This is a genomic window from Cutibacterium sp. LaCa_286, from assembly GCF_057198075.1.
The window spans coordinates 1,841,507-1,864,086 of sequence record NZ_CP191091.1 but is presented as its reverse complement, the minus strand read 5'-3'; the positions used below and the strand labels follow the sequence as shown (position 1 = coordinate 1,864,086).

Annotated in this window: 19 protein-coding genes; 12 read left to right on the top strand and 7 right to left on the bottom strand. The window is 64.9% G+C overall.

Features of this window, described 5'->3' with window-relative positions; translation table 11 throughout:
- Positions 1-18: 18 nt before the first annotated feature.
- From ACP8JZ_RS08120 to ACP8JZ_RS08110, 3 genes are read left to right on the top strand one after another with little or no spacing between them, the layout of a single operon-like run.
- Positions 19-1,311 (top strand): glutamyl-tRNA reductase, encoded by a 1,293-nt coding sequence (locus ACP8JZ_RS08120; protein ID WP_306517676.1) that lies wholly within the window; start codon positions 19-21, stop codon positions 1,309-1,311.
- Between the two features lie 15 nt (positions 1,312-1,326).
- On the top strand, positions 1,327-3,786 hold the full coding sequence (gene hemQ, locus ACP8JZ_RS08115; RefSeq protein ID WP_484482386.1) for a hydrogen peroxide-dependent heme synthase: 2,460 nt from the start codon (positions 1,327-1,329) through the stop codon (positions 3,784-3,786).
- Between the two features lie 8 nt (positions 3,787-3,794).
- The gene (locus ACP8JZ_RS08110) at positions 3,795-4,508 is read left to right on the top strand and encodes a hypothetical protein (RefSeq protein WP_484482385.1); all 714 of its coding nucleotides are present in this window, start codon (positions 3,795-3,797) and stop codon (positions 4,506-4,508) included.
- 177 nt (positions 4,509-4,685) lie between these two features.
- Here the strand turns inward: ACP8JZ_RS08110 and disA are convergent, their stop codons facing one another.
- From disA to ACP8JZ_RS08095, 3 genes are all read right to left on the bottom strand, one after another.
- Complete coding sequence (gene disA / locus ACP8JZ_RS08105) at positions 4,686-5,819, bottom strand: DNA integrity scanning diadenylate cyclase DisA (RefSeq protein ID WP_484482384.1); 1,134 nt, start codon at positions 5,817-5,819, stop codon at positions 4,686-4,688.
- 64 nt (positions 5,820-5,883) lie between these two features.
- Positions 5,884-7,275 carry a DNA repair protein RadA gene (gene radA, locus ACP8JZ_RS08100; RefSeq protein WP_323458109.1) on the bottom strand — a complete coding sequence of 464 codons (1,392 nt, stop codon included), beginning with the start codon at positions 7,273-7,275 and terminating at the stop codon, positions 5,884-5,886.
- An 89-nt stretch (positions 7,276-7,364) separates the two neighbouring features.
- The gene (locus ACP8JZ_RS08095) at positions 7,365-8,003 is read right to left on the bottom strand and encodes a VOC family protein (RefSeq protein ID WP_306517667.1); all 639 of its coding nucleotides are present in this window, start codon (positions 8,001-8,003) and stop codon (positions 7,365-7,367) included.
- A 295-nt stretch (positions 8,004-8,298) separates the two neighbouring features.
- Here ACP8JZ_RS08095 and ACP8JZ_RS08090 point away from each other — a divergent pair, with 295 nt between their 5' ends.
- From ACP8JZ_RS08090 to ACP8JZ_RS08050, 9 genes are all read left to right on the top strand, one after another.
- On the top strand, positions 8,299-9,114 hold the full coding sequence (locus ACP8JZ_RS08090; protein WP_323458124.1) for a sugar phosphate isomerase/epimerase family protein: 816 nt from the start codon (positions 8,299-8,301) through the stop codon (positions 9,112-9,114).
- 2 nt (positions 9,115-9,116) lie between these two features.
- A complete protein-coding gene (locus ACP8JZ_RS08085) occupies positions 9,117-10,046 on the top strand; it encodes a proline dehydrogenase family protein (protein ID WP_484482383.1) in 930 nt (309 codons plus the stop codon).
- A gap of 82 nt (positions 10,047-10,128) precedes the next feature.
- The gene (locus tag ACP8JZ_RS08080) at positions 10,129-11,151 is read left to right on the top strand and encodes an aspartate-semialdehyde dehydrogenase (protein WP_306517665.1); all 1,023 of its coding nucleotides are present in this window, start codon (positions 10,129-10,131) and stop codon (positions 11,149-11,151) included.
- Positions 11,148-11,960: a pyrroline-5-carboxylate reductase gene (gene proC, locus ACP8JZ_RS08075; RefSeq protein WP_306517664.1), complete on the top strand. Its 813-nt coding sequence runs from the start codon at positions 11,148-11,150 to the stop codon at positions 11,958-11,960. Before ACP8JZ_RS08080 ends, proC begins: the two co-directional genes overlap by 4 nt.
- Positions 11,961-12,268: 308 nt before the next feature.
- Positions 12,269-12,370, top strand: coding sequence for a 30S ribosomal protein bS22 (locus ACP8JZ_RS08070; protein WP_002550589.1), 102 nt, complete (start codon positions 12,269-12,271; stop codon positions 12,368-12,370).
- Between the two features lie 361 nt (positions 12,371-12,731).
- Positions 12,732-14,399, top strand: a complete 1,668-nt coding sequence (locus tag ACP8JZ_RS08065; protein ID WP_023034451.1) for a bifunctional uroporphyrinogen-III C-methyltransferase/uroporphyrinogen-III synthase — start codon at positions 12,732-12,734, stop codon at positions 14,397-14,399.
- A 93-nt stretch (positions 14,400-14,492) separates the two neighbouring features.
- Entirely contained in the window at positions 14,493-15,167 is a 675-nt protein-coding gene (locus tag ACP8JZ_RS08060; RefSeq protein WP_306517663.1) for a histidine phosphatase family protein, read from the top strand.
- Positions 15,168-15,233: 66 nt separating this feature from the next.
- On the top strand, positions 15,234-16,670 hold the full coding sequence (locus tag ACP8JZ_RS08055; protein WP_484482382.1) for a GerMN domain-containing protein: 1,437 nt from the start codon (positions 15,234-15,236) through the stop codon (positions 16,668-16,670).
- 95 nt (positions 16,671-16,765) lie between these two features.
- Positions 16,766-18,166, top strand: coding sequence for a mycothione reductase (locus ACP8JZ_RS08050; protein WP_023034448.1), 1,401 nt, complete (start codon positions 16,766-16,768; stop codon positions 18,164-18,166).
- A gap of 296 nt (positions 18,167-18,462) precedes the next feature.
- Here ACP8JZ_RS08050 and pstB read toward each other — a convergent pair whose 3' ends face one another.
- The 4 genes from pstB to pstS all read right to left on the bottom strand — a co-directional run bounded on the left by pstB (position 18,463) and on the right by pstS (position 22,502).
- Positions 18,463-19,239, bottom strand: a complete 777-nt coding sequence (gene pstB / locus ACP8JZ_RS08045) for a phosphate ABC transporter ATP-binding protein PstB (protein ID WP_021104101.1) — start codon at positions 19,237-19,239, stop codon at positions 18,463-18,465.
- Between the two features lie 21 nt (positions 19,240-19,260).
- Complete coding sequence (gene pstA / locus ACP8JZ_RS08040; protein ID WP_023034446.1) at positions 19,261-20,163, bottom strand: phosphate ABC transporter permease PstA; 903 nt, start codon at positions 20,161-20,163, stop codon at positions 19,261-19,263.
- Complete coding sequence (pstC, locus tag ACP8JZ_RS08035) at positions 20,160-21,113, bottom strand: phosphate ABC transporter permease subunit PstC (RefSeq protein WP_306517675.1); 954 nt, start codon at positions 21,111-21,113, stop codon at positions 20,160-20,162. The genes pstA and pstC overlap by 4 nt, the downstream gene beginning before the upstream one ends.
- A 246-nt stretch (positions 21,114-21,359) precedes the next feature.
- Entirely contained in the window at positions 21,360-22,502 is a 1,143-nt protein-coding gene (gene pstS / locus ACP8JZ_RS08030; RefSeq protein WP_023034444.1) for a phosphate ABC transporter substrate-binding protein PstS, read from the bottom strand.
- Positions 22,503-22,580: the final 78 nt, after the last annotated feature.

The following is a 22,580-nucleotide window of genomic DNA, read 5'->3' as shown; positions in this document are numbered from 1 at the left end:
ACTGTGGGTTTAACTGTTCTGTCTGTCGATCATGCTCAAGAGGGGATGGCCGTTGTCAGTGCCGCCGCTGCTTCAGTCGAAGGTCTTGCTGTCCGGCTGACGGATGCGCCGCAGGTGCGGGGGGCCATGGTCCTGTCCACCTGCAACAGAGTTGCCGTCGTCATGGAGACGGATCTGTCCGACGAGCAGCTGCGAGCGCTCGTGGCGGAGCTGGATGCGCCGACCCTGGCCGCCGACGGCAAACTGTTGCGTGACGATGAAGCCGTGTGGCGACTGTTCCGCGTTGCCAGTGGCCTGGAATCCATGGTCACCGGGGAACGGGAGATTGCCGGGCAACTCAAACGTGCCCTGTCCGAGGCGCGCAAGGAGTCCACGGTCAGTTACCTCATCGGACACGTCGTGGAGGAAGCCCTCAAGACGTCCCGCAAGGTGGCCACACACACCGGTCTGGCCTCCCAGGGCCGCACCGTTGTCGCTGTCGGGCTGGACCTCGTCAGCAGGACGACTCCGCTGGAAGGGGCCCGGGTCGTCGTACTGGGCACTGGCTCCTACGCCGGCGCGAGCTGTGCACAGCTGGTCAATCGTGGGGTCTCGCAGATCGCAGTGGCCTCCGCTCGAGGCCGTGCCGAGGGCTTCGCCGAGAGCCACGAGGTGGCGGCGATCGCCCCGGACGACCTCATCGATGAACTTGCCACCGCCGATCTCGTCGTGGCCTGTCGTGGCCGCAAGGCCGTCGCCCTGGACCGCGCCACCGCCACACAGGTCATGGCTCAGCGCGATGGACGTCCCTTGCCGGTGCTGGACCTCGCCGTCGGTGGTGACGTCGAATTGCCTGCTCCTGAGGGTATTGAGGTCATCAACCTGGTCGACATCTCCGCTGCCGTGCCCGACTCGGCGGAGAAGGACCGACGTGCTGCCGAGAAGATCGTCGCCGACGGGGTGCACGATCTTGCCCTGGACTTGGAACGGCGTCGCATGGCCCCCGCCGTGGTGGCCCTGCGTGACGTTCTCACCGACCTCGTCGAGGCCGAGGTGGCCAAACTCCCAGCTGAGGGTGAGGTGTCGGTGGAGGATGCCACTCGCTCCCTGCGCCGACTTGCCGCATCGATTGCCCACATCCCCTCGGCACGCGCTCGAATCGCTTCCGAACAGGGATTGGGTGACCGTTGGCTCAATTCCCTGACCGACGTCCTGGGGATTGACGTCGATCTCCCCGCGCCGATCATCGATCTGTCCGACACGGGATCCCAGGACGATCTCAAGTGCCCGGTGACCGGGCTGACCGTTCGTGACCTCGCACCGAAATCTTGATTCCAAGGAGCACCGATGAGTGACGACTCGTTCTTCGCAGCCCCCAGGCCGGACTCATCCAGACCTGACGCGACGGGGTCAGCCGCCGGCCGACCTGAGACCTCCGCGCCCGGCACATCCACCGCGACGATCTCGTCGGACGATCCGTTGCACCCCTACGACGCCGTGGTCGTGGCCTCGTTCGGTGGGCCACACAACAATGACGAGGTGATGCCCTTCCTGGAGCACGTCTCCGGTGGACGGATCCCCCCGGCACGGTTGCAGGCGGTGGCAGAACACTACTACCGGATGGACGGGATGAGTCCGATCAACCCGGCGACCGACCAGCTCGTCGACGCGTTGCGCCAGGCAGTCGCCCAGACCGGATCTGCCGTACCGCTGGTGCTGGGCAACCGGCACGGCGCCCCATTCCTGTCCGACGTGCTTCGTCAGCTGCGCGACGAGGGTGCCCGCCGCATCCTCATGGTGCCCACGACGGCGTTCTCCAGCTACTCCGGGTGCCGCCAGTATCGTGAGGACGCCGCCAGCGCCCTGGCCGAGGCCGGTGTCACCGACATGACGATCGACATGCTGCCCCCGTTCCACGAGGCTCCCGGCTTCTCGACGGCCAATGCTCATGCCGTCATGAACGCCTTCTCGCAGATACCACCGACCCCGTTGCAGGCCACTCGCGTGGTGTTCGTCACCCACTCGATCCCGCAGGGCATGCAGGACGCCTCCGGCAACGGTCGGCCCGGCAGCGACTACGTCACCCAGCACATGCAGGTGGCCAGCCACGTCGCCGATCTGGTCCATCAGTCGTTCGGCAACATGCCCAGCTGGGACCTGGCCTACTGCTCCCGGTCAGGACGCCCAAGCGATCCGTGGCTGGAACCCGACATCAACGACTACCTGCGTACCTTGCCGGGGCAGGGGGTGACCTCCGTGGTCATCTGCCCGCTGGGATTCGTCACCGACCACATGGAGGTGGTCAACGACCTGGACGTCGAGGCCTCCCGAACAGCCCGTGAGCTGGGACTCTCGGTGGCTCGTTCCGCCACGGTCGGCACCCATCCCTCGTTGATCTCCGACATCGTCATCTTCATGCGGGCCCGTGCAGCTCAGGCCCTCGGCAAGGGGCAGGTGCCCGGTTCGTGGCCCTCACCCTGCATGGCTGGGTGTTGCCTGCGTGGCGACGGGTCACCATGTCGCCCTGCCATCTCGGGAAGTGATGAGCTGCCGCAGGAGTCCACGTCCATGGATCATGATGACGCTCCGGCTCGGGCTCGTTTCGATCATCGGGATGACGCACCTTCCCAGGGCGGGTCACATGCCATCGGCGGTCCGCGGGCATCCGCCGACTCGGGCCACAGCAGTGAAGCTGCTGCCGAACCTGCAGCTGATCCCAGTGCTCGAAGCGCAGCGGGGTCGCAGGCCGACCCGGATCCCATCCCCGTTGTCGCGCTCGCCGGAGAGGCCGCCCCAGCCGGTCGCAAACTGACCGACGAACCAGCTCCGGCCAGTGGTGATGACTCCGCCAGCGCGGCGTCGACCCCCAGCACACCGGCTCGTAGCGCCGATCACGTCGATGAGGATGAGAACGACGTCGTCGTGGCCCCCGCTCGGGCCGCGTCCGAGCACGACCTGCCTGGTCGGGCAGAACGCCTTTCCCAGGAGCCCGCTGGCCAGGGTGCACCTGAGTCCGCTGGCCAGGGTACGCCGCATGGGGTGGTCACCGACCACCCCACTGCCTCCGATGAGGTGCCCGAGGGTTCCTACACCGAGCCGACCGATCCCCGTGATCACAGCGTCATCCCCGCCGAGGTGAATCAGGCGAGCCTGTGGGCGATGTACTCGGTGTTCAAGGTGTCAAAGCCTCTTCCCGCCAGTGGAGATCGACGTGCTGCGATCGTCTCCGAGTCCACCGCCTGGGTGGACGAGTCGGGTGTGGAGACCCGCGGCTGGTACGACCTGGGTGGTCTGCGTGCCGATGCCGACGTACTCGTCTGGTGGACGGCAGACACCCCGGAGGCCCTGCAGGACGCCTACCACCGGCTGCGAGGCTCTGCCCTGGGTGCCTACCTCGAGCCGGTGTGGAGTTCACTGGCGGTGCACCGTCCGGCCGAGTTCAACAAACGGCACCTGCCGTCCTGTTTTGCCGGGGTGGCTCCGCGCCGCTGGGCCGCCTTCTACCCGTTCGTGCGCACCAAGGACTGGTACCTGCTCGATCCTGCCGAGCGCTCCACCATGCTCCGGGAGCACGGAATCGCCGGCGCCCGCAGCACCGACGTCAAGGCCAGCACCCTCGCCTCCTTCGCCCTGGGCGACTACGAGTGGATCCTCGCCCTGGAGGGTGATGATCTTTCCCGCGTCGTCGACGTCATGAAGGATCTGCGCTACGTGGAGGCCCGTCGTTACGTCGCCATCGACATCCCGTTCTACACCGGTGAGCGTGTCGAGCCGCAGGTGTGGGCGGACCGACAACAGCATCGTTGAGGCATGACATGAGTCCCTGGAGGGGGTTCCGCGAGCCGATCGGACCGGAGCCAGCGCGTACCTACTGGATACGTCGTGGTCTGGTCGTCCTCATCGCGGTCCTCGTCATCGCGTTGATCGCCTGGCTGCTGTCCAGCCTGGCTGGTGGCTCGGCGAGGAAGGGCGGTGCGGACCCAGCCGCAGCGTCCTTCACCCCCAACCCGTCATGGTCGGACACGGGATGGGCCACCCCGATCAACACCAGTGCCAGCCAGTCGGCATCCCCCCATGCCTCACCGTCGTCCGGGGCGTCGACCCCGGCCACTGCCAGCCCGACCCCGACGCCCACTGCCTCGGCACCACGATGCACGGCGACGACAGTGAACTCCCAGGTCAAGGCCAAGGCCCGTAGGTTTGCCGCTGGTTCTGCCGTGGACTTCACCATCACCGTCACCAATGACTCGGCCGCAGCCTGCACCTGGGACATGGCCGCGTTGCCGGTCGAGTTGACGATCACCTCTGGAGTCGACCTCATCTGGACCACCGCGGAATGTCCCGCCTGGCGGCCGAAGGGAACTCACGAGATAGCGTCTGGCAAGTCCTGGAGCGAGTCGCTCAGCTGGCCGGGCAAACGCGCCAAGGGCTGCAACCTCATCGGTGAGACGCTGCGCCCGGGCACCTATGTGGCCACCGGCAAGGTCAAGGGCGGCGGAGCGTATCAATTCGTCTTCCAACTCAGCTGACATTGCCGTTCCACCAGCGATTGGTGTGACACAGCGCGATGTTCGCGTGAGTCGCATCGGCGAGACGCACCAGCCCTCCTGGCGGCAGCTCCGCGGCCTCGTTGTCCGGTCGCTTCCTGCGAGTGGGATTCTGGTGTCAGGCGACGCCCCCGGCTCGACGATGACCCCGGCTCGGGGTCATCGGTTCAGCGGATCGGACTCATCGTCCAGTGCCCGCTGCAGTTGCTCCCGGATGATGCGGGCCCGCTGGGACCCCACTCCGGCGATCTGACTGAGTTCGCTGGTGCTGGCAGCAACGATGCTGCGCAGCGTCCCGAAGTGATCGACGACGGCCTGGGCCGCTCGCGGTGACAGGTCCGAGATCGCAGCCAGTTGGCGGTGGCCACGTGGTGACACCCCGCTGCCCAGGTTGTGCACGGCGAGATCGAAACCGATCGCTTCTGCCATCCGCCGGGGATCGTCCAGCTCCTCCCAGGTCAGCTGCGACAGGGCCGAAATGCTGAAGGTCGACGGATCGGCATAGCGCGGGCGGTAGTCGTCGGAGACCAGACGCGCCAGATCGTCCACCCCGGAGACGAGTTCCTTGCGCTGCAACTGGATGAGTCGCCCCTGGACCCCCAGCCCCGAGACGTAATTGCGTACCTCGGAGTCGATGCGACGGAACATCTCGATACGTCTGCCGACCTGCACCACGTCGTCAACGGCCACCGAGTCACGAACCTCCAGGATCGAGAGGTTCATCGCGGCGACACTGAGCCGTTCCCGATAACTGGCAAGGGTGTCAAGTGCCTGGTTCGCTTGGGCGAGCAGCTGATTGGGCTCCATGATCGGGTGGCGTTCCCCCTCCAGGAAGATCGCCATCGTGGACATCGAGGCCGAAACCACGACGACGGGCACCCCGGTCTGTTGGGAGACCTGGTCGGCTGAGCGGTGACGAGTCCCGGTCTCCATCGTCGGAAGGTCCCCATCGGGGACGAAATGCACCCCAGCTGCCTTGATCCTCTCCAGATCCTCCGACAGGATAAGCCCACCATCCATCTTGCACAGTTCGCGCAGTGCCTGTGGGGTGAGCTGGGCATCCAGTACGAAGCCTCCGCTGGCGACCTCCCAGACCTTCTCGGAGTCTCCCAGGACGATGAGTGCACCGGTGTGCCCTCGAACGATACGCTCCAATCCGGCCCGGATCGGCATGCCGGGGGCCAGGATCGCCATGAGATGACGCACTCGGGCCTGATATTCCTCCGGGGTGCTGTTCCTGCTCGGAATGGAGCGCGCCTGGGGAGTGGGGCAGGGGGACTGTGACTCACTCATACCCAGACTCTAGTTCTCGCGATGGACGAAACGTACCTCTCTGCCCCGCGTGTGCCCCGTCTGCTCATCGTGCACCTGCTTTCCGACGCATGTCGAGCACGCCGAGGGCCTCGGCCACCGTCGACACCTCGATGACGTGCAGTTCGTGCATCTTCGGGATCTTGGTGTGGGCCGCGCGAGAGTTGCGTGGCACGACTGCCAGCTCGAAACCCAACCGTGCAGCCTCACCGACACGTCGTTCCAGATCTGGTACACGACGCAGGTCCCCGGCCAGCCCCACCTCGCCCATGGCAATGACGCGAGTGGGGAAATTACGGTCGATCGTTGCTGAGGCAACTGCCACGGCGATGGCGAGATCAGCTGACGGATCACTGATTCGGGCACCACCCACAGTGGAGACGTAGACGTCCCGGCTGCTCAGGGGCAGCCCGGCCTTGCGCTCCAGAACGGCGAGGATCATGGCAACTCGTCCATTGTCCACACCGTGAGTGGTGCGTCTGGGGTAACGCTCCGAGGTGGAGGGGGCCACCAATGCCTGTACCTCGGACAGCAGGGGGCGGCGTCCCTCCACGGTCACCGTCACACACGTGCCCGGCTGGGGATCGGCGTTGTCGGAGGTGAACAGGCCAGATGGATCGGGGACCTCGACGATTCCCGAGTCGGTCATCTCGAAGCAGCCCACTTCGTCAGAGGGGCCATAACGGTTCTTCGTCGCGCGAACCATGCGGAACCCGGAATGTCGGTCTCCTTCGAAGTTCAGTACGACGTCCACCAGGTGCTCCATGGTGCGCGGCCCAGCGATGGAGCCGTCCTTGGTGACGTGCCCGACGATGACGACCGCCATACCGCGTTGCTTCGCGGTACGCACCAGCGCTCCGGTGACCTCGCGCACCTGCGACACCCCGCCGGGGGAGCCATCCGCTTCGGCTGTACCGATCGTCTGCACCGAGTCCACCACCAGCAGGCTCGGCGAGGTCTGTTCGATGTGACCCAGCACAGTTCCCAGGTCTGTCTCGGAGGCAAGGTACAGTTCGTCGGACAGGGAGTTGGTGCGCCCGGCGCGTAACCTCACCTGCGCTGCGGACTCCTCCCCGGTGACGTAGAGGGTGCGTCTGCCGGTCTCGGCCCACTTCGCTGCGACGTCCAGCAACAAGGTCGACTTGCCCACTCCTGGCTCACCAGCCAGCAGGATGACGACTCCAGGGACCAGGCCGCCGCCCAGTACGCGATCCAACTCGGTGATTCCGGTGAGATGACGGTCCGCTGCCTCCTCACCCACTTGTCCGATCGGTACCGCTGCCGAGATCGGGGCCTGACTGGCGACGTTCTCGAGCTTCGGCGCACCGCGCTCGACAACCGACCCCCAGGTCTGACACTCGCCGCATCGGCCGACCCATTTGTTCGTCGTCCACCCGCACTCGGTGCAGACCCACCGGTCGGTATTCTTCTTGGCCACGCCCCCTCCTCGCGTCTGTTTCCTGGCCCACCACCAGTGTGGACCACGGGTGAGACACTTTTTCGAGGGGCTTGGCACGAAGGTTTGGCTCAGATGCGCACCAGGCCACGACCAGGAACGTTGAAGGTCACGCTGTTGATCCCAGGATGGCCGTTGGGGCTGGAGAAATTGAACTCGATTCCCTCGACCTCGCCGGGAATCGGCTCACCGAGCCATTCCTCGACTCGCTTGCGAGACCCGCTGATCTCGATCGTCCGCATCGAGATGGTGCCCGACAAGGCGCTGGGCAGCAGCTCCGGACTGGAGTCCCACTGAAGGAAGTAGGGAAGCTGGGGGTCGTTCATGATCCCGCGCACGCCGAGCTGGTGCCACTCGAGGTAGCGTCCATCGGGGAAATGGCGTGCCCCCGGAGCGGACTTGCGTCCCAGCCGTTCCTCGAAGGGAGTCAGATCCGGCACCGACACCACCCATCCGAGCCAGCCGCCGCCCTGCTCACTACGGGCGCGCACTGCTTGGCCGAAGACGGCTTTCTCCGCAGCCGGATGGTCCAGAACCTCAACGATCTCGACGTACCGGGGTCCAGCCAGTGGCAGGATCCGGTTGCGTGTGCCGAATCGGGGATGGATACCGCCGTTGATGAACGAGGTGCCCAGCTTCTCTCCCATTCGGGCAGCCTCGACCTCGAGGCCTTCTGGTCCGGCTGCAAACATGAGGTGGTCGACGTGCATGCCCTTATTGTGGACTGTTGACTCGCGGAGATGAAATCCGGGGGTTGTGCCTGAGATGTCGTGTGGTTCTGGCATAATGGACAGTTACGTGCCAGATGCCGTGGGTGTCACGGTTGCGTCAGGCGGCATGACAGCACCACCCCCGGCGCTGGGGCACCTCGCGACCCCGGGAACACCCCTGAACCTCGGAAGCACCTGCGAGTGCCCCGAAAGCACTACGAGTACTGGGGGTGACGGGGCGTCCCGCGGTAAGTTTGGGGCTGTGGCAGTCCATGAAGAGCGCCAGAGCCCGCGAGTGACCCTGTCGACGACGTCGGTGTACCCCGAATCCACCGTTCAGGGCATCGCATGTGCCGCCGATTTGGGATTTGACGGTATCGAACTCATGGTGGGCATTGACGGAATCTCCGCCGACATCGACCGGGTCGAGGAGGCAGCCCGGGCCAATGACATCACCGTCACCTCGGTGCACGCTCCATGCCTGCTCGTCACCCCCACGGTGTGGGGAGGGCAGCCCTGGCCCCGGCTGGAGAAGGCATGTGAGGCAGCCCGTCGGTTCGGGGCACGGACCGTCGTCGTGCATCCGCCGTTTCGCTGGCAACGTGACTACGCCGCAGGGTTCGAGGAGGGCGTCGCCCGTCTGGAGGCCGATCCACGCAACGTCGCGGCGGGAGTGCGCATCGCCGTGGAGAACATGTACCCGTGGCGCACCCCGGTCGGCCGATTCCTCGCCTACGCACCCGACTGGGACCCCAGCGAGAGGTCCTACTCGCACCTCACCCTGGATCTCTCCCATGCAGCGACGGCGCAGTGCAGTGCACTTGACCTCGTGCAGCGGTGGGGGGAGCGCCTCACCCACATCCATCTGACGGACGGCTCCGGCTCGTTCCGGGACGAACACCTGATGCCCGGTCAGGGTGGGCAGCATGCCTGGCAGGTGGTGAGTGAAGCCGTCCAGGGCGGTTTTCGCGGGGATGTCGTCCTGGAGGTCAACACCCGACGACTCTCCGGTCCCCGCGAACGTCGCGTCGCCCTGTCGCGAAGCCTGGTCGAGACTCGGAAGGCCATTGCCGACGCCCTTGCCTGCACCACGCGAACTGATGGGGACTGACGATGTCACCGATCCGTTCCCGGGAACGCTTCTTCGACCTGCTCACCACCAGCGCCGTGTCGACGTGGGTGTCGTCCACCACACCGGTACGAGAACTGGCGCGCGGCTACATTGCCGGAGACAACCTCGGTGTGGCGATGGAGGTGGCTGCCGATCAGGTGTCCAAGGGGCTCAACTTCTCCGTGCGATTCCTGGCCGACCGTGCCACCGATCGCCACCAAGCTGCGGCATGCACTGCCGAGGCCCTGGCCGCCATCAACGCCATCCGGGCTCGTCCAGAGCTCACTGGCACCGCCGAACTCTCCCTGGCCCTCACCGGCCTGGGGCTCGATATCGACCTCGTCCTGGCTCACGACAACGCTGTCACCGTCATCGGCGCTGCCCAGGAGGCTGGCATCCTCGTCACCATCGACGACGAGGGGCCTGGCGATCATGATGCGATCATGCAGGTGCAGCGTCGGTTGCTCAAGGAGTACCCCGACACCGGGGTCGTCGTGCAGGCCGCTCGACACGACAGCCTCGACCAGCTCGATGAACTCATCACTGCTGGTCGACGGATCCGGCTGTGCAAGGGGTCGTACACCGGTCCACCGTCGGTGACACTCATCCGTCCCCACGACATCGACCTGCGCATGGCGTCCTGCCTGCGCACCCTTCTCACCAGCCCGGCGCGGCCCCTCATCGCCACTCACGACCCGGTCTTCGTGGCGATCACCGAACGCATGATGAGCAGCTTGGGACGCACCGACGTCGAGTTCCAGATGCTCCACGGCATCCGCCCCCTCGAGCAGCGTCGTCTGGTGGACGTCGGCAGACGGATGCGCGTCTACCTGCCCTACGGCACGAACTGGTACGAGTATGGCATCCGTCGCCTGGTGGAGCGGCCGGCAAACCTGTGGCTGCTGTCGCGCTCCCTCGTTCGACATCGGTGAGCATTCGACGTCGTTGAGGCGCCCGGGCCGATCGGCATTCGGGACGCGCTGCCACTGTGCCGATGGGCACTAAGATGTAGGCATGCGTCTTGGAGTGTTCGGAGCCACAGGTCAGGTCGGCAGGGTCATGCGAACCCTGCTCGAACAGCGAAACTTCCCGGCTGACGAGGTGCGATTCTTCGCCTCGTCCCGTTCGGCCGGCACCACCCTGCCGTGGGGCGATGGTGAGGTGGTCGTCGAGGACACCGCCACCGCCGATTTCTCCGGTCTGGACATCGCCCTGTTCTCCGCAGGTGGGGCCACCTCCAAACAGTTCGCCCCCCAGGTGGCCGCTGCTGGAGCCGTCGTCATCGACAACTCCTCGGCCTGGCGCAAGGACCCACAAGTGCCCCTGGTCGTCAGCGAGGTCAATCCGGAGGACGTCAACGAGCGTCCCAAGGGCATCATCGCCAACCCCAACTGCACGACGATGGCTGCCATGCCCGTCCTCAAGCCCCTGCACGACGAGGCCGGTCTGCGACGTCTGGTCGTGGCCACCTATCAGGCAGTTTCCGGTTCCGGTCTCGCAGGGGTGCGCACCTTGACCGACCAGACCCAGGCCACCCGTGATCCTGCCGAGCTGACCTTGGACGGTGCCGCCTATCAGCCCACCGATCTTGGCCCCTACGTCGCCCCCATCGCCTACAACGCTGTTCCGATCGCCGGGAACCTCGTCGACGACGGCACCGGCGAGACCGACGAGGAACAGAAGTTGCGCAACGAGTCGCGCAAGATCCTTCACATCCCAGATCTGTTGGTGGCTGGCACCTGTGTGCGCATCCCGGTGTTCAGTGGCCACGGGCTGGTGGTGCATGCCGAGTTCGCCGACGAGATCACCCCGCAGCGTGCCACCGAGCTGCTGCGCGCGGCCCCCGGCGTCGAAGTGGTTGACGTTCCCGACCCCCGTTCGGCTGCTGGTACCGATCCCAGCCTGGTGGGTCGGATTCGTGCCGACCAGTCGGCTCCCGAAGGTCACGGGCTCGTCCTCTTCTGCACTGCCGACAATCTGCGCAAGGGGGCGGCCCTCAATGCCGTCCAACTTGCCGAACTGGTGGTTGCCCAGTGAGCGAGTCGTCCGGCGTCACACTCGCCGTCCTGGGGTGTGGCACGATGGCCTCCGCCATTCTCGCCGGCCTGCTGGATGCCGACGTCGTGCGCCCCGACGAGGTTGTCGCCACTGCTGCCAGCCAGGCCAGTCGCGAGCGGATCCGCAGTCAACTCGGGGTGCAGGTCTGTGACGACAATGCCGCGGCGTGTGCCGGGGCGAAGGTCGTGCTGCTCGGGGTGAAGCCCCATCTGGCCCTGCCCGTGTTGCGCGAGGCGCGGCTGGGTCCCGACACCGTCCTCGTCTCCATCGCCGCTGGAGTGCCGACCACTGCCCTGCACCAGGCCCGCCAAGCAGGCCCGGTCGTTCGGGTCATGCCCAACACCCCAGCATCGGTGGGCCGGGGAGTGTTCATCGTCTCCCCGGCACGAGGAGCCGAGCAGGCGGCTGACGAGGTTGCCGCGACGCTCGAGCGGGTGGGGGACGTCGTCCAGGTTCCCGAGCACCTCCATGATGCTGCCACGGCCGTCTCCGGTTCTGGCCCGGCCTACATCTTCCTGGTGGCGGAGGCCATGATGGATGCTGCCGTCGGACTGGGCGTGCCACGTGCCCAGGCCAGTGAGCTCGTCATCGGCACCCTGTCTGGGTCCGCAGAGCTGCTGCGGCAGGGGCAGCACCCTGCTGCGCTGCGCAACCAGGTCACCTCACCAGGGGGTACGACGGCGGCCGCCTTGGATGAGCTGGAGGCTCATGGGCTGCGTACCGCATTCTTCCGAGCCATGCAGGCCTGCTGTGACAAGGCCAGGAGCATGGGCGACCGCTTCGAATGACGGATTGACGGGGTACGGGGCAGCCGGGCGCGTGTGGCGTTTTCCCAGGAAAAGGCAGTGGTGCCTGTGCGGCGAAAATTTCAGCGCAGCGTCGCGGGCGTTTCCTCAGGGGAAAACAGTGGTGGTTCTGGCCGCGTGCCTGTGCCGACAGCTTGGAGACTGATCCGGTTTGCCGTACAATTGGCGATTGTCTGCTCGAGGAATCGTTGCTGCGGCACTGAATCGAGCAATCACGTCTTGTCACGCCAGCTGTCTGTCACGGTTGCGTGACGTGTCAGCGGCTACTGCCATGTCGAGAGAGGTCAACAGTGGGTTCCGTCATCAAGAAGCGTCGCAAGCGTATGGCCAAGAAGAAGCATCGCAAGCTTCTCAAGAAGACGCGCATCCAGCGTCGTCGCGCTGGCAAGTGATGCTGATGGCGGCTGGATGAGTCAGTCTGGACGGTGATCCAGAGGGCTCATCCCGGGCCGTCACACACAAAACACAACCCCTCGAGTCGTCATAGCCTCATCAAGCCACTCCCTGCATGGGAAACGTGGTGGGCGGATTCGAGGGGATGTTGTTGTACGCTCACGCAACCTGCGTGAGGCTGTACCCGCGCCAGCTCACGTGAGTCTTTGTGCGCTTGGGCGTGGGCCGAGAAGGGCGTATGCGCTACAAGTGGCTCTCGACGCGCCTGGCGAATATGCTCAGCACGACAGGCCCGGCAGGCTCAAACACTATCACCCTCGTTGATCAGTCCTTGACGAGGGGTCGACGAAGGGACATCACATGAGCGAGACGACCTCGGTGATCGACGCGTCTTCCGGGGCGGAAAGTCGTCCGACGGCCACGTCTCAGCCGCGCGTCCAGTTCGTCGGAACTGGTCCGGGAGACCCGTCCCTGTTGACCATCGCAGCAGTGCGGGCCATCAACGCTGCGCAGGTCATCGTGCTCACCTGCCCGGCACATCGCGATCTGGTGGAGTCCGACGTCCTCGCCCTGCACGACGAGGTGCGTATCGTCCCCGCCGGGATCAGTGCGGAGGAGTCCGACGAGCAGGCCGAAGCGGATCTCACCGCTGAGCTCGTCGATTCCGCCCGGCGCGGCCTGGACGTCGTGCGTCTGGTGAGCGGAGACCCCTTCCTCGACGGAGACGTTGCCGCGGAGGCAGCTGCTCTGGCCAAGGCCGACATCGATGTCGACGTCATGCCGGGCATCTCCCCGCTCACCTCGGTGCCCGAGTACGCCGGTGTCACCCTGCACGGCCATGACGTTCAGCTCATTGGGCCCACCGCTGCCAAACGAGACTTTCAAGAGGGGGGTCACCCTTGGGCACGACGCGGCCTCATCGTCGCCCGTGTCACTGCTGGACAAGTCCCGCTGCTCGTTGACCATGCCATCGAGTCCGGGCGGGACCAGGATGAGCCGGCTGTGCTCACTCGCCACGGTGCCACCACCGAGCAGGTCTCCACGACGACCACCCTGGCTGCCCTTCCCAAGGTGCTTCCGGCCAGTCGGGTGGAACCCGATGAGATGGTACATGTCGTCATCGGACGAGTGGCAGAGGGGCCGTCACGTGAGGAATTGGACTGGTACGAGTCCAAGCCACTGTTCGGCTGGTCGGTGCTCATCCCACGTACCCGCGACCATTCGGCGGTCCTGCCTTCCCGGCTGCAGGCCTACGGGGCCCACTCCTTCGACGTGCCGACGATCTCGATGGAACCGCCGCGCACCCCGCAGCAGATGGACAAGGCCATTCGCGGACTGGTCGAGGGACGTTACGAGTGGGTCGTGTTCACCTCGGCGAATGCGGTGCGGGCCGTCACCGAGAAGCTTGACGCCATCGGGCTGGACGCGCGAGCCTACTCGGGGTTGCGCATCGCCGCGATCTTCGACTCCACGGTGGATGCCTTGACCAAGCAGGGTGTGCGTCCCGACCTCGTCCCCACGGGGGAACAGTCCACGGCTGCTCTGGCCGATGTCTTCCCTGCCTTCGACGACGTTCTGGACCCCATCAACCGGGTCTTCGTGCCGCGCGCCGACATCGCCACCGAGTCACTGTCGGCCCAGCTGTCCGACCTGGGCTGGGAGGTCGAGGACATCATCGGTTATCGCACCGTACGAGCTGCCCCACCACCAGCCGAGACACGGGATGCCATCAAGACCGGCAAATTCGACGCCGTGGCCTTCACCTCCTCGACCACGGTGCGCAACCTCGTCGGTATTGCTGGCAAACCCCACAAGTACACCGTGGTGGCGGCCATTGGGGCGCGTACTGCCGAGACCTGTGAGGAGCACGGGCTGCACGTCGACGTCGTCGCCTCCGAGCCCACCCTGCCTGCCCTGGCCGACGCGCTGGCCGACTTCGCCGCCCACCGACGGGACGACCTCATCGCCAAGGGATCACCGGTGGTTCGCCCCTCCCAGCGTCGTCGACGTGGCAGGCGTAGTCGCTGAGCAGGTTCGGGGTCGTTGGGCAGGTTCCGGGGTTTCGGTTCATCTGCAAAGATGGTTGGGGAGTGCGCCCGCGTGAGCAAGGAGAGAGCGACGATGAACCAGACCACGACCGTCCACGTCCTGCGTCACGGTGAGGTGGACAACCCCACCGGAGTCCTGTACGGCAGGATGCCCGACTTCCATCTCACGGCCCTGGGGCGCCGGATGGCGGCTCGGGCTGCGGAGTACTTCGCCGAACGGCCACTTGCGTTGCTCGTCAGCTCGCCGATGGAGCGTGCCCAGGAAACGATCGCACCGATCGCCAGCCTGCACCCCGAGCTGAAGGTCCACCTGGACGATGACGTCACCGAGGCGGCCAACGCCTTCGAAGGGCAGAGCTTCGGCCCCGGTCACCATCCGCTGCGCGATCCGCACAACTGGAAACTCCTCGTCAACCCGGTCCGACCCAGCTGGGGGGAACCCTATGTCGACATCGCCGAACGCATGACCCGAGCCATCCTCCATGCGGCTGAGAAAGTCGGTCCGGCAGGTGAAGCACTCATCGTCTCCCACCAGCTGCCCATCTGGATCGCTCGATGCGCGGCTGAGGGACGCCGGTTGCCCCACGATCCGCGGTCCCGGCAGTGCACTCTTGCCTCGGTGACGAGTTTCGGGGTTCTTGACGGGCGCATCGTGCGCGTCGACTACGCAGAACCTGCCATCGACCTGGTGCCCAGGAAGGCCCGCAGGGCCAACATCTCTGCTGGTGGTCGGGCAGAACGCTCATGAATGACGGACGTGGCCCTTTGAGCCTCATGTGCACCTCGGCGGCGGTGCCTGCTGGGAACGACACCGATGGCCAGTGACGAGCACCGTGACCGGGGGTGGTGGCTGAAATCTGCCTACCACGACCAGTGGGACGATCTGGTACGGATGGCCTTCCTGCTCTGCGGTCGTTGGAAGGACGCGGAACGGGCTGTCACTGACGCCTTTGTCGAGGTGTATCGGATCAACCCCCGGTTTCGTACCGATGACCTCGTTGCCGATTACCTGCGCACCACCGTCGTCAACCAGTTGCGTCGTCGGCAGGGACGCGCCGGGTTGCACGTCGAGGGACGACAAGGATTGCCGAGTCCACTGGATAGGCTCTCCCAACTCTCACGCATCGAGCAGGAAGTCCTCGTCATGCTGCTGTGGGCCGACCTGGACGAGGATGAGACCGCACACGTCCTCGGGCTACGCCATGGATCGGTGGAAAATCTACGTGACAAGGCCATACACACCCTGGAGAAGCAATTTCGCGCGGAGGATGGCGCAGCCCATGTCGAGTCCTGGCTGCGCGTCGCACTGGAGGAGGCTGCCTCGCAACAGGCGTCGAGTGACCAGCTGGAGACCATCGACGAGAGAATCCAGCAGGTGTCACAGCGTGGTTATGGCCCCAGCCGGCGAGCGGTCGTCGGCAGTGCTCTGGCAGCTCTGGGAGTCGGTGTCGCAGCTCCAGTCGTGTGGGGGCGTATGCACACCCCGCAACGGTCCTCTCCGGTCCCGGGGGCCGATGAGACGGTGATCTCGGACCCATCCGACGAGAAGTCGATGTCGACTCTGCAGAAGGATGTGCCGGTTCTCTACCTCGGACGTTCGGACGGGTTGCTGTACCGCGAGATGCGTGATCTGCCGACTGCCAGTGACAAGCTCGGCACGGCAGTGACAGCAGTCATCAATGCTGCCCCGCTCGACTCGGACTACACCTCGGCGTGGATGGGTGGGCAACTCAACAAGGCTGTCGTCCACGGTGACGTCATCGTCCTGGACGTCGCAGGAGCAGCATGGGATGCCATTCGTTCCCGGGAGAAGCTCACCGCAGCCATTCGCCAACTCGTCTACACGGCCACCGCTGTCGTCGGGGATCGCAATGGTCAGAAATCAGTGCAGTTGCTGCGTGATGGCTCTCCATCGCTACCCTTCATCGGCATCCCACAGGCCAATTTCATCGAGGAGGGTACCGATCGGTGTGGACCAGTCTGGATCGATCGTCCCCAGTCCGGGCAGACCCTGGCGGCAACCAGACTCACGATCGAGGGCCAGGTGCAACGCAAGGTGCGCGCCATCAGCTACCGGATCAACCTCGCTGGCAAGGGTGATCTCATCTCTCGCGGTGTCATCACGCCCGGTCAACCCGACCATCGGGGGTGGCGACGATGGTCGGTCTCGGCTCCGGTGAGGTCTGGAGACGTCCTCATCACGATTGACGCCGATGGCACCAAGGCGCTCAAACTCGTCACCGTGTCCTGACCCAGTGCCTCGGCACCATACCTTGGAACGACATGCACCTGGCTGCTGAGCGGGAAGTCCTCGACCATGTCACCCGCGCGTGCGAGACTTGGAACATGGAGCACTTCGACATCGCGATCATCGGAAGCGGATCTGGCAACACCATTCCGGGAGACGAGTTCGCAGACCGGAGGATCGCCCTCATCGATTCCGGTACCTTCGGTGGCACCTGCCTCAACACGGGATGCATCCCGTCCAAGATGTATGTGGTTCCGGCGGAGTTCGCCTCCAGCACGGACCAGGCACACCGGCTTGGCGTGGATCTGGAGTTCACCGGTGCCGACTGGCGTTCCATCCGCGACCGCATTTTTGGTCGCATCGATCCGATCTCGTTGTCAGGGCGGCAGCGGTTTCGCGATCAACCCAATCTCACCTTTTTCGATGCCGAGGCCAGTTTCGTCGACGAGCACACCCTGCGGGTGGGCAAGACGACGATCTCTGCCGATCAGATCGTCCTGGCAGCCGGATCACGTCCCCGGGTGCCGCACGTGCCTGGCATAGATGACTCGCGGTGGGCCGAACGCATTGTCACCTCCGACCAGGTGATGCGGGTGTCCGAGCAGCCGGAACGTCTCATCATCCTGGGTGCTGGGTTCATCGCTGCAGAATTCGCCCACGTCTTCTCGGCCCTGGGAACCAAGGTGACGATCATCAATCGCTCCGGTCTCATGCTGCGCAAGGAGGACACCGAGATCTCCGAGCGTTTCACCCGTGAGTTCGCCAAGGTGGCGTCGCTACGGATGAGTGAGCAGGTCACGGCCATCGACGTCGATGCGGGTGATCATCTCGTCGTCCAGACCGTTGACGAGAACGGCGTGTCGTACGACTACCCGGCCGACCTCGTCCTCAACGCCACCGGGCGCATCCCCAACACGGATCGGCTCAATGTGGCGGCCGCAGGTGTGGAGGTGGACGACGATGGTTTCGTCATCGCCGACGAGCACCAGCGCACCAGTGTGCCGCACATCTGGGCCCTGGGTGATGTCTGCTCCCACTGGAGACTCAAACACGTCGCCAATGCCCAGGCCCGTGTCGTGGCACACAACCTGCTTCACCCCGAGGATCTCGTGAGTTCCGACGAACGATTCGTCCCGCACGCCGTGTTCAGCAATCCGCAGGTGGCCTCGGTGGGTGCCACCGAGCGTCAGCTGCGTCAGGACGGTGTGGACCACGTGTCCTTCGTCCAGGAGTATTCCGACGTCGCCTATGGCTGGGCCCTGGAGGACCAGGGGCACTGCGTCAAACTGCTCGGTGAGCCAGGTACCGGACGCATCCTCGGTGCGCACGTCATCGGCCCCCAGGCGTCGATCCTGCTGCAGTCGTTCATCACCATGATGAGTCTCGGTATTGGGGCACGACAGATGGCTCGTGGTCAGTACTGGATCCATCCGGCGCTCACCGAGGTCGTGGAGAATGCGTTGCTGGGACTGGCTGAGCGCGCCGAGCAGGCGGACTGACGCGAGCTGGTCTGCCTCCTCGAGAACGTCCCATCCACTGCACGTGGTGAGCCCACCACGCAGGTGCCTCACGGTGCCCCACCCGCCCCACAGCACGAGTCACTTCGTCAGACAAGGCTTGGTGCACCTGTCACCCCCGTTCGCGGACAGATCAGTCGCCGGTCCGTCTGCCAGCCATGTGGGGGATTGCTCCAGCAGCGGGATCGGTGAGGACTGCCGGGCACACAGTTCGAGCCGTCACCACCGGGTGACGGCTCGAAACTGACACGGTCTGGGCTGGTCGGGAATCGCGCCAATCAGCCGAAGCGGCCCGAGATGTAGTCCTCGGTGGCCTTCTCCGACGGGTTGGAGAAGATCTTGTCGGTGTTGTCGATCTCGACCAAGTGGCCAGGCTCACCTTGGGCGCGCAGGTTGAAGAACGCGGTCTGGTCGGAGACGCGGGCTGCCTGCTGCATGTTGTGGGTGACGATGACCACGGTGAACCGCTCCTTGAGCTCGCCGACGAGGTCCTCGATGGCGAGGGTGGAGATGGGGTCGAGCGCGGAGCAGGGCTCATCCATGAGGAGCACCTCGGGCTCAACGGCAATGGCACGGGCGATGCACAGACGCTGCTGCTGGCCGCCGGACAGGGACGCACCGGAGCGGTCCAGACGGTCCTTCACCTCGTCCCACAGGTTCGATCCGCGCAGGGCACGCTCAGCGGTCTCGTCGAGCAGCTTCTTGTCCTTGACGCCGTTGAGCTTCAGCCCGGCCACGACATTGTCACGAATGGACATGGCGGGGAACGGGTTGGCTCGCTGGAACACCATGCCGATGTTGCGACGTACCGCCACCGGGTCGACTCCCTTGCCATACAGGTCGACACCGTCCAGCAGCACCTGGCCGGTGCAGTGGGCGCCGGCAATGACCTCGTGCATACGGTTGAGGGTGCGCAGCACGGTGGACTTGCCACAGCCCGACGGGCCGATGAAGGCGGTGACGGTTCGCGGTTCGACGGTGAAGTTCACCGATTCCACGGCGTGGAAGTCGCCGTAGTAGATGTTGAGGTCCTTGGCCTCGATGCGCTTTGCCATTGATGTTCAGCTCGCTTTCTGTCACTTGCCCATCCGGCGCAGGTACCGGCGAGAGACGGCTCGGGCGATGAGGTTCAACCCCATCACCAGGATGATGAGGGTGACGGCAGCACCCCACACGCTGGGGGTGTTGACGCCGCCACGGGTGTAGGCGTCGGTGATGATCGTCGGGATCGTGGCGAAGTTCGGTGATCCGGGGCCGTCCGCAAAGGTGGTGTTGTACTGCACCAGCACCATGAGCGGGGCAGTCTCACCGAGCACCCGGGCCAGGCCGAGCACGATGCCGGTGAGCACACCGGAGATCGAGGTCGGCAGCACCACGTTGAAGATCGTGCGCCACTTGGAGACACCAAGCGCGTAGGACGCCTCACGAAGGGAGTCCGGTACCAGTTTGAGCATCTCCTCGGTGGAGCGCAGCACGGTGGGAACCATGAGGATCACCAGGGCGAGGGACGCCGCCCATGCCGACTGCGTGCCGTGGAATGTCGAGACGATCACGGCGTAGATGAACAGGGCCGCGACGATCGAGGGAACGCCGGTGAGCACGTCGACCGCGAAGCTGATGACGCGGGCGAGTTTGGTGCCACGGGCGTACTCCACCAGGAAGATGGCGGTGAGCAGGGCGATGGGGATCGAGATCACCGAGGTGATGAGACCGATGACCAAGGTGCCGACGATGGCATGCAGGGCACCCTGCTTGGCCACGTCGAGGCTTGGGTCCATGGTGTTGGCCCACCATGAGGCGTGCAGGATCGGTCCGAGACCGCGATGCAGGGCTGAGGCGAGTAGCCATGCCAGGGGCACGATGGCCAGGGCAGTGGCGAGGATCATGAATCCGGAGACGACACCGTTCTTGGTGGTGCGTGATCCTGAGGGACGTGAGAGATCCAGGGTCTCCTCCACCTGGGGGGCTTGGGTGCTCACTTCTTCACTCCTCTCTCAGCGATGAGCCGCGCTGCGGCGTTGACGATGAAGGTGATGACGAACAACGCCAGGGCTGCAGAGATGAGGGCGCCCAAGGCCATCGGGTCGTTGGTCGCCTCGGCGAAGTCACGTGCGATCTTCGAGGCAAAGGTCTCGCCACCGGTGAAGATCGACGGATTGAGGCCCTGACTCAGTTCCATCGGACTGATGGTCTGCAGGATCAACGTCACGGCCAGGGTCTCACCCAGCGCGCGTCCCAGACCAAGCATGGAGCCTGAGATGATGCCTGACTTGGAATGGGGCAGTACGGCGAGCTTGATGACCTCCCAGCGGGTGGAGCCCAGGGCGAGGGCGGCCTCGACCTGGTCGCGGGGGGTCTGGCTCATGACGTCTCGGCTCACGGCAGTGATGATCGGCAGGATCATGATTGCGAGCACCTGGGAGGCGAGGAAGACGGTACCGCTCGGATTCTCCCAGCCGGCGACCGGTTTCCAGATGGGGATCCACCCCAGAATCGCCTGGTTGATCTTCATGAGCCAGTTCTCGATCGCCGAGGACCCCAGGACGATCCCGCCCCACAGGCCGTACACGATGGACGGTACGGCAGCCAGCAGGTCGACGAGGAATGCCACCGGCCCGGCGAGTTTCTTGGTGGCCATCTGGGTGATGAACAGGGCGATGCCCACGGCGAGGGGCACGGCCAGCAGTAGGGCCAGGAGGGAGGAGATGAGCGTCGTCCACAGCAGGGCGGCGATACCGAACTCCTGCGGGGACTCGCCCGTTGCCCATTTGCGGCTGGTGAAGAAGTTTTCCGAGTTGTCCGACAGGGCGGGAACTGCATGCCAGACGAGGAACGCCAGAATGACCAGGACCAGAATGGCCAGCAGGACGGCAATCGTTGACGACACTCCGGAGAAGATGCGGTCGCCCACCCGGGAGACGGGTTTCATCTTCGATGCTGCGCTGATGGCAGCGGAGTCATGGGTGGGTGAACCATTGTCGCTGACACGCGAAGGACGCTCACCTGGCGTGGCGTCGTTGTGAGTGGCAGGGGGAACCATGTGTTTCCTTCAGTTCAGCATGAACGGGAGGACGAACCCTGATCGATTCGCCCTCCCGCAACTGGGGTCGTCACGTCACGACAGTGACGACTTGCAATGTGGGTCGCGTTGCACCAAGGCTTGACGACCTGGAAGTCAGGAGATGGCCTGGGCGGAGTCCAGAGCCTTCTTGGAGACGTCGGTGGGCAGCGGGGCGTAGCCCAGGTCCTGAATCTTCTTCTGCTCGTCCTGGGAGGCGTAGAAGGAGAGGAAGTCCTTGAGGACGTCGGCGTTCTTGTTGCCGGAGGAGCAGGCAATCTCGTAAGTCACCAGAACAGCGGGGTACACGTCCTTGGGCGTGTTCTTGTACTGCATCTCGAGCTGGAGGTCGTTGCCCTCGCCAGCGGTCTTGGCAGCCGAGACGGCCTTGCCAGCGCTCTCACCGGTGAGCTCGACCGGGCCGTTGCCGTTGTCGATGGCAGCCATGTTGAGGTTGTTCTTGGTGGCGTAGCTCCACTCGGTGTAGGAGATGGAGTTCTTGTTGTCCTTGACGGCCTGGGTCACGCCAGCGGACTTGTCAGCGCCCTTGCCGGTGCCCTTCCACTCCTTGGAGTGCTTCTCGGTCCAGACGTCACCGGCGGCCTTGTTGAGGAACTTGGTGAAGTTGTCGGTGGTGCCCGACTTGTCGGCGCGGTAGTACACGGAGATGTTCTCCGAGGGGAGCTTGGCATCGGGGTTGTCGGCCTTGATGGCGTCGTCGTCCCACTTCTTGATCTGACCGGCGAAGATCTTGGCCAGAGTCTCGGTCTTGAGGTTCAGCTTGCTGACACCGTCGACGTTGTAGACGACGGCAATGGGGCCAGCTGCGAGAGGCAGGTGCCAGGCGTCGGCACCGCAGGTGGCCTTGGCCTTGTCGACCTCGCCCTTGTCGGGGTTGAGAGCGGAGTCGGAACCAGCGAAGTCCACCTGCTTGCCGATGAAGGACTCGATGCCGGCACCCGAACCTGACGGAGTGTAGTTGATCTTGGTCTTGGGACAGGCAGCTGCGTAGTCCTGGATCACCTGGTTGATGGCGTTGGCCTGGGCCGAGGAGCCGGCGCCGTTGAGGGTGCCTGCGGGGCAGGCCGGCTTGAAGGAGGCCGGGTCGGCAGTGCTCTTGGACTCAGCGGAGGCAGCGCTCGTCGCGGCCTGGGAGCTGGCGTCGCTCGAGGAGTTGTCATCCTTGTTGCTGCCACAGCCGGTGAGGACAACGGCGCTCGACAGGGCGAGGACGGTGAGCTTAGCAAGACGGTTCGTCACTGGAATTCCTTGAAAGCTAGGGGGAACAGGATTTCCGCGTCGAGGTCGACTTCCCAGACCTCGGGCAGCAACAAGGCT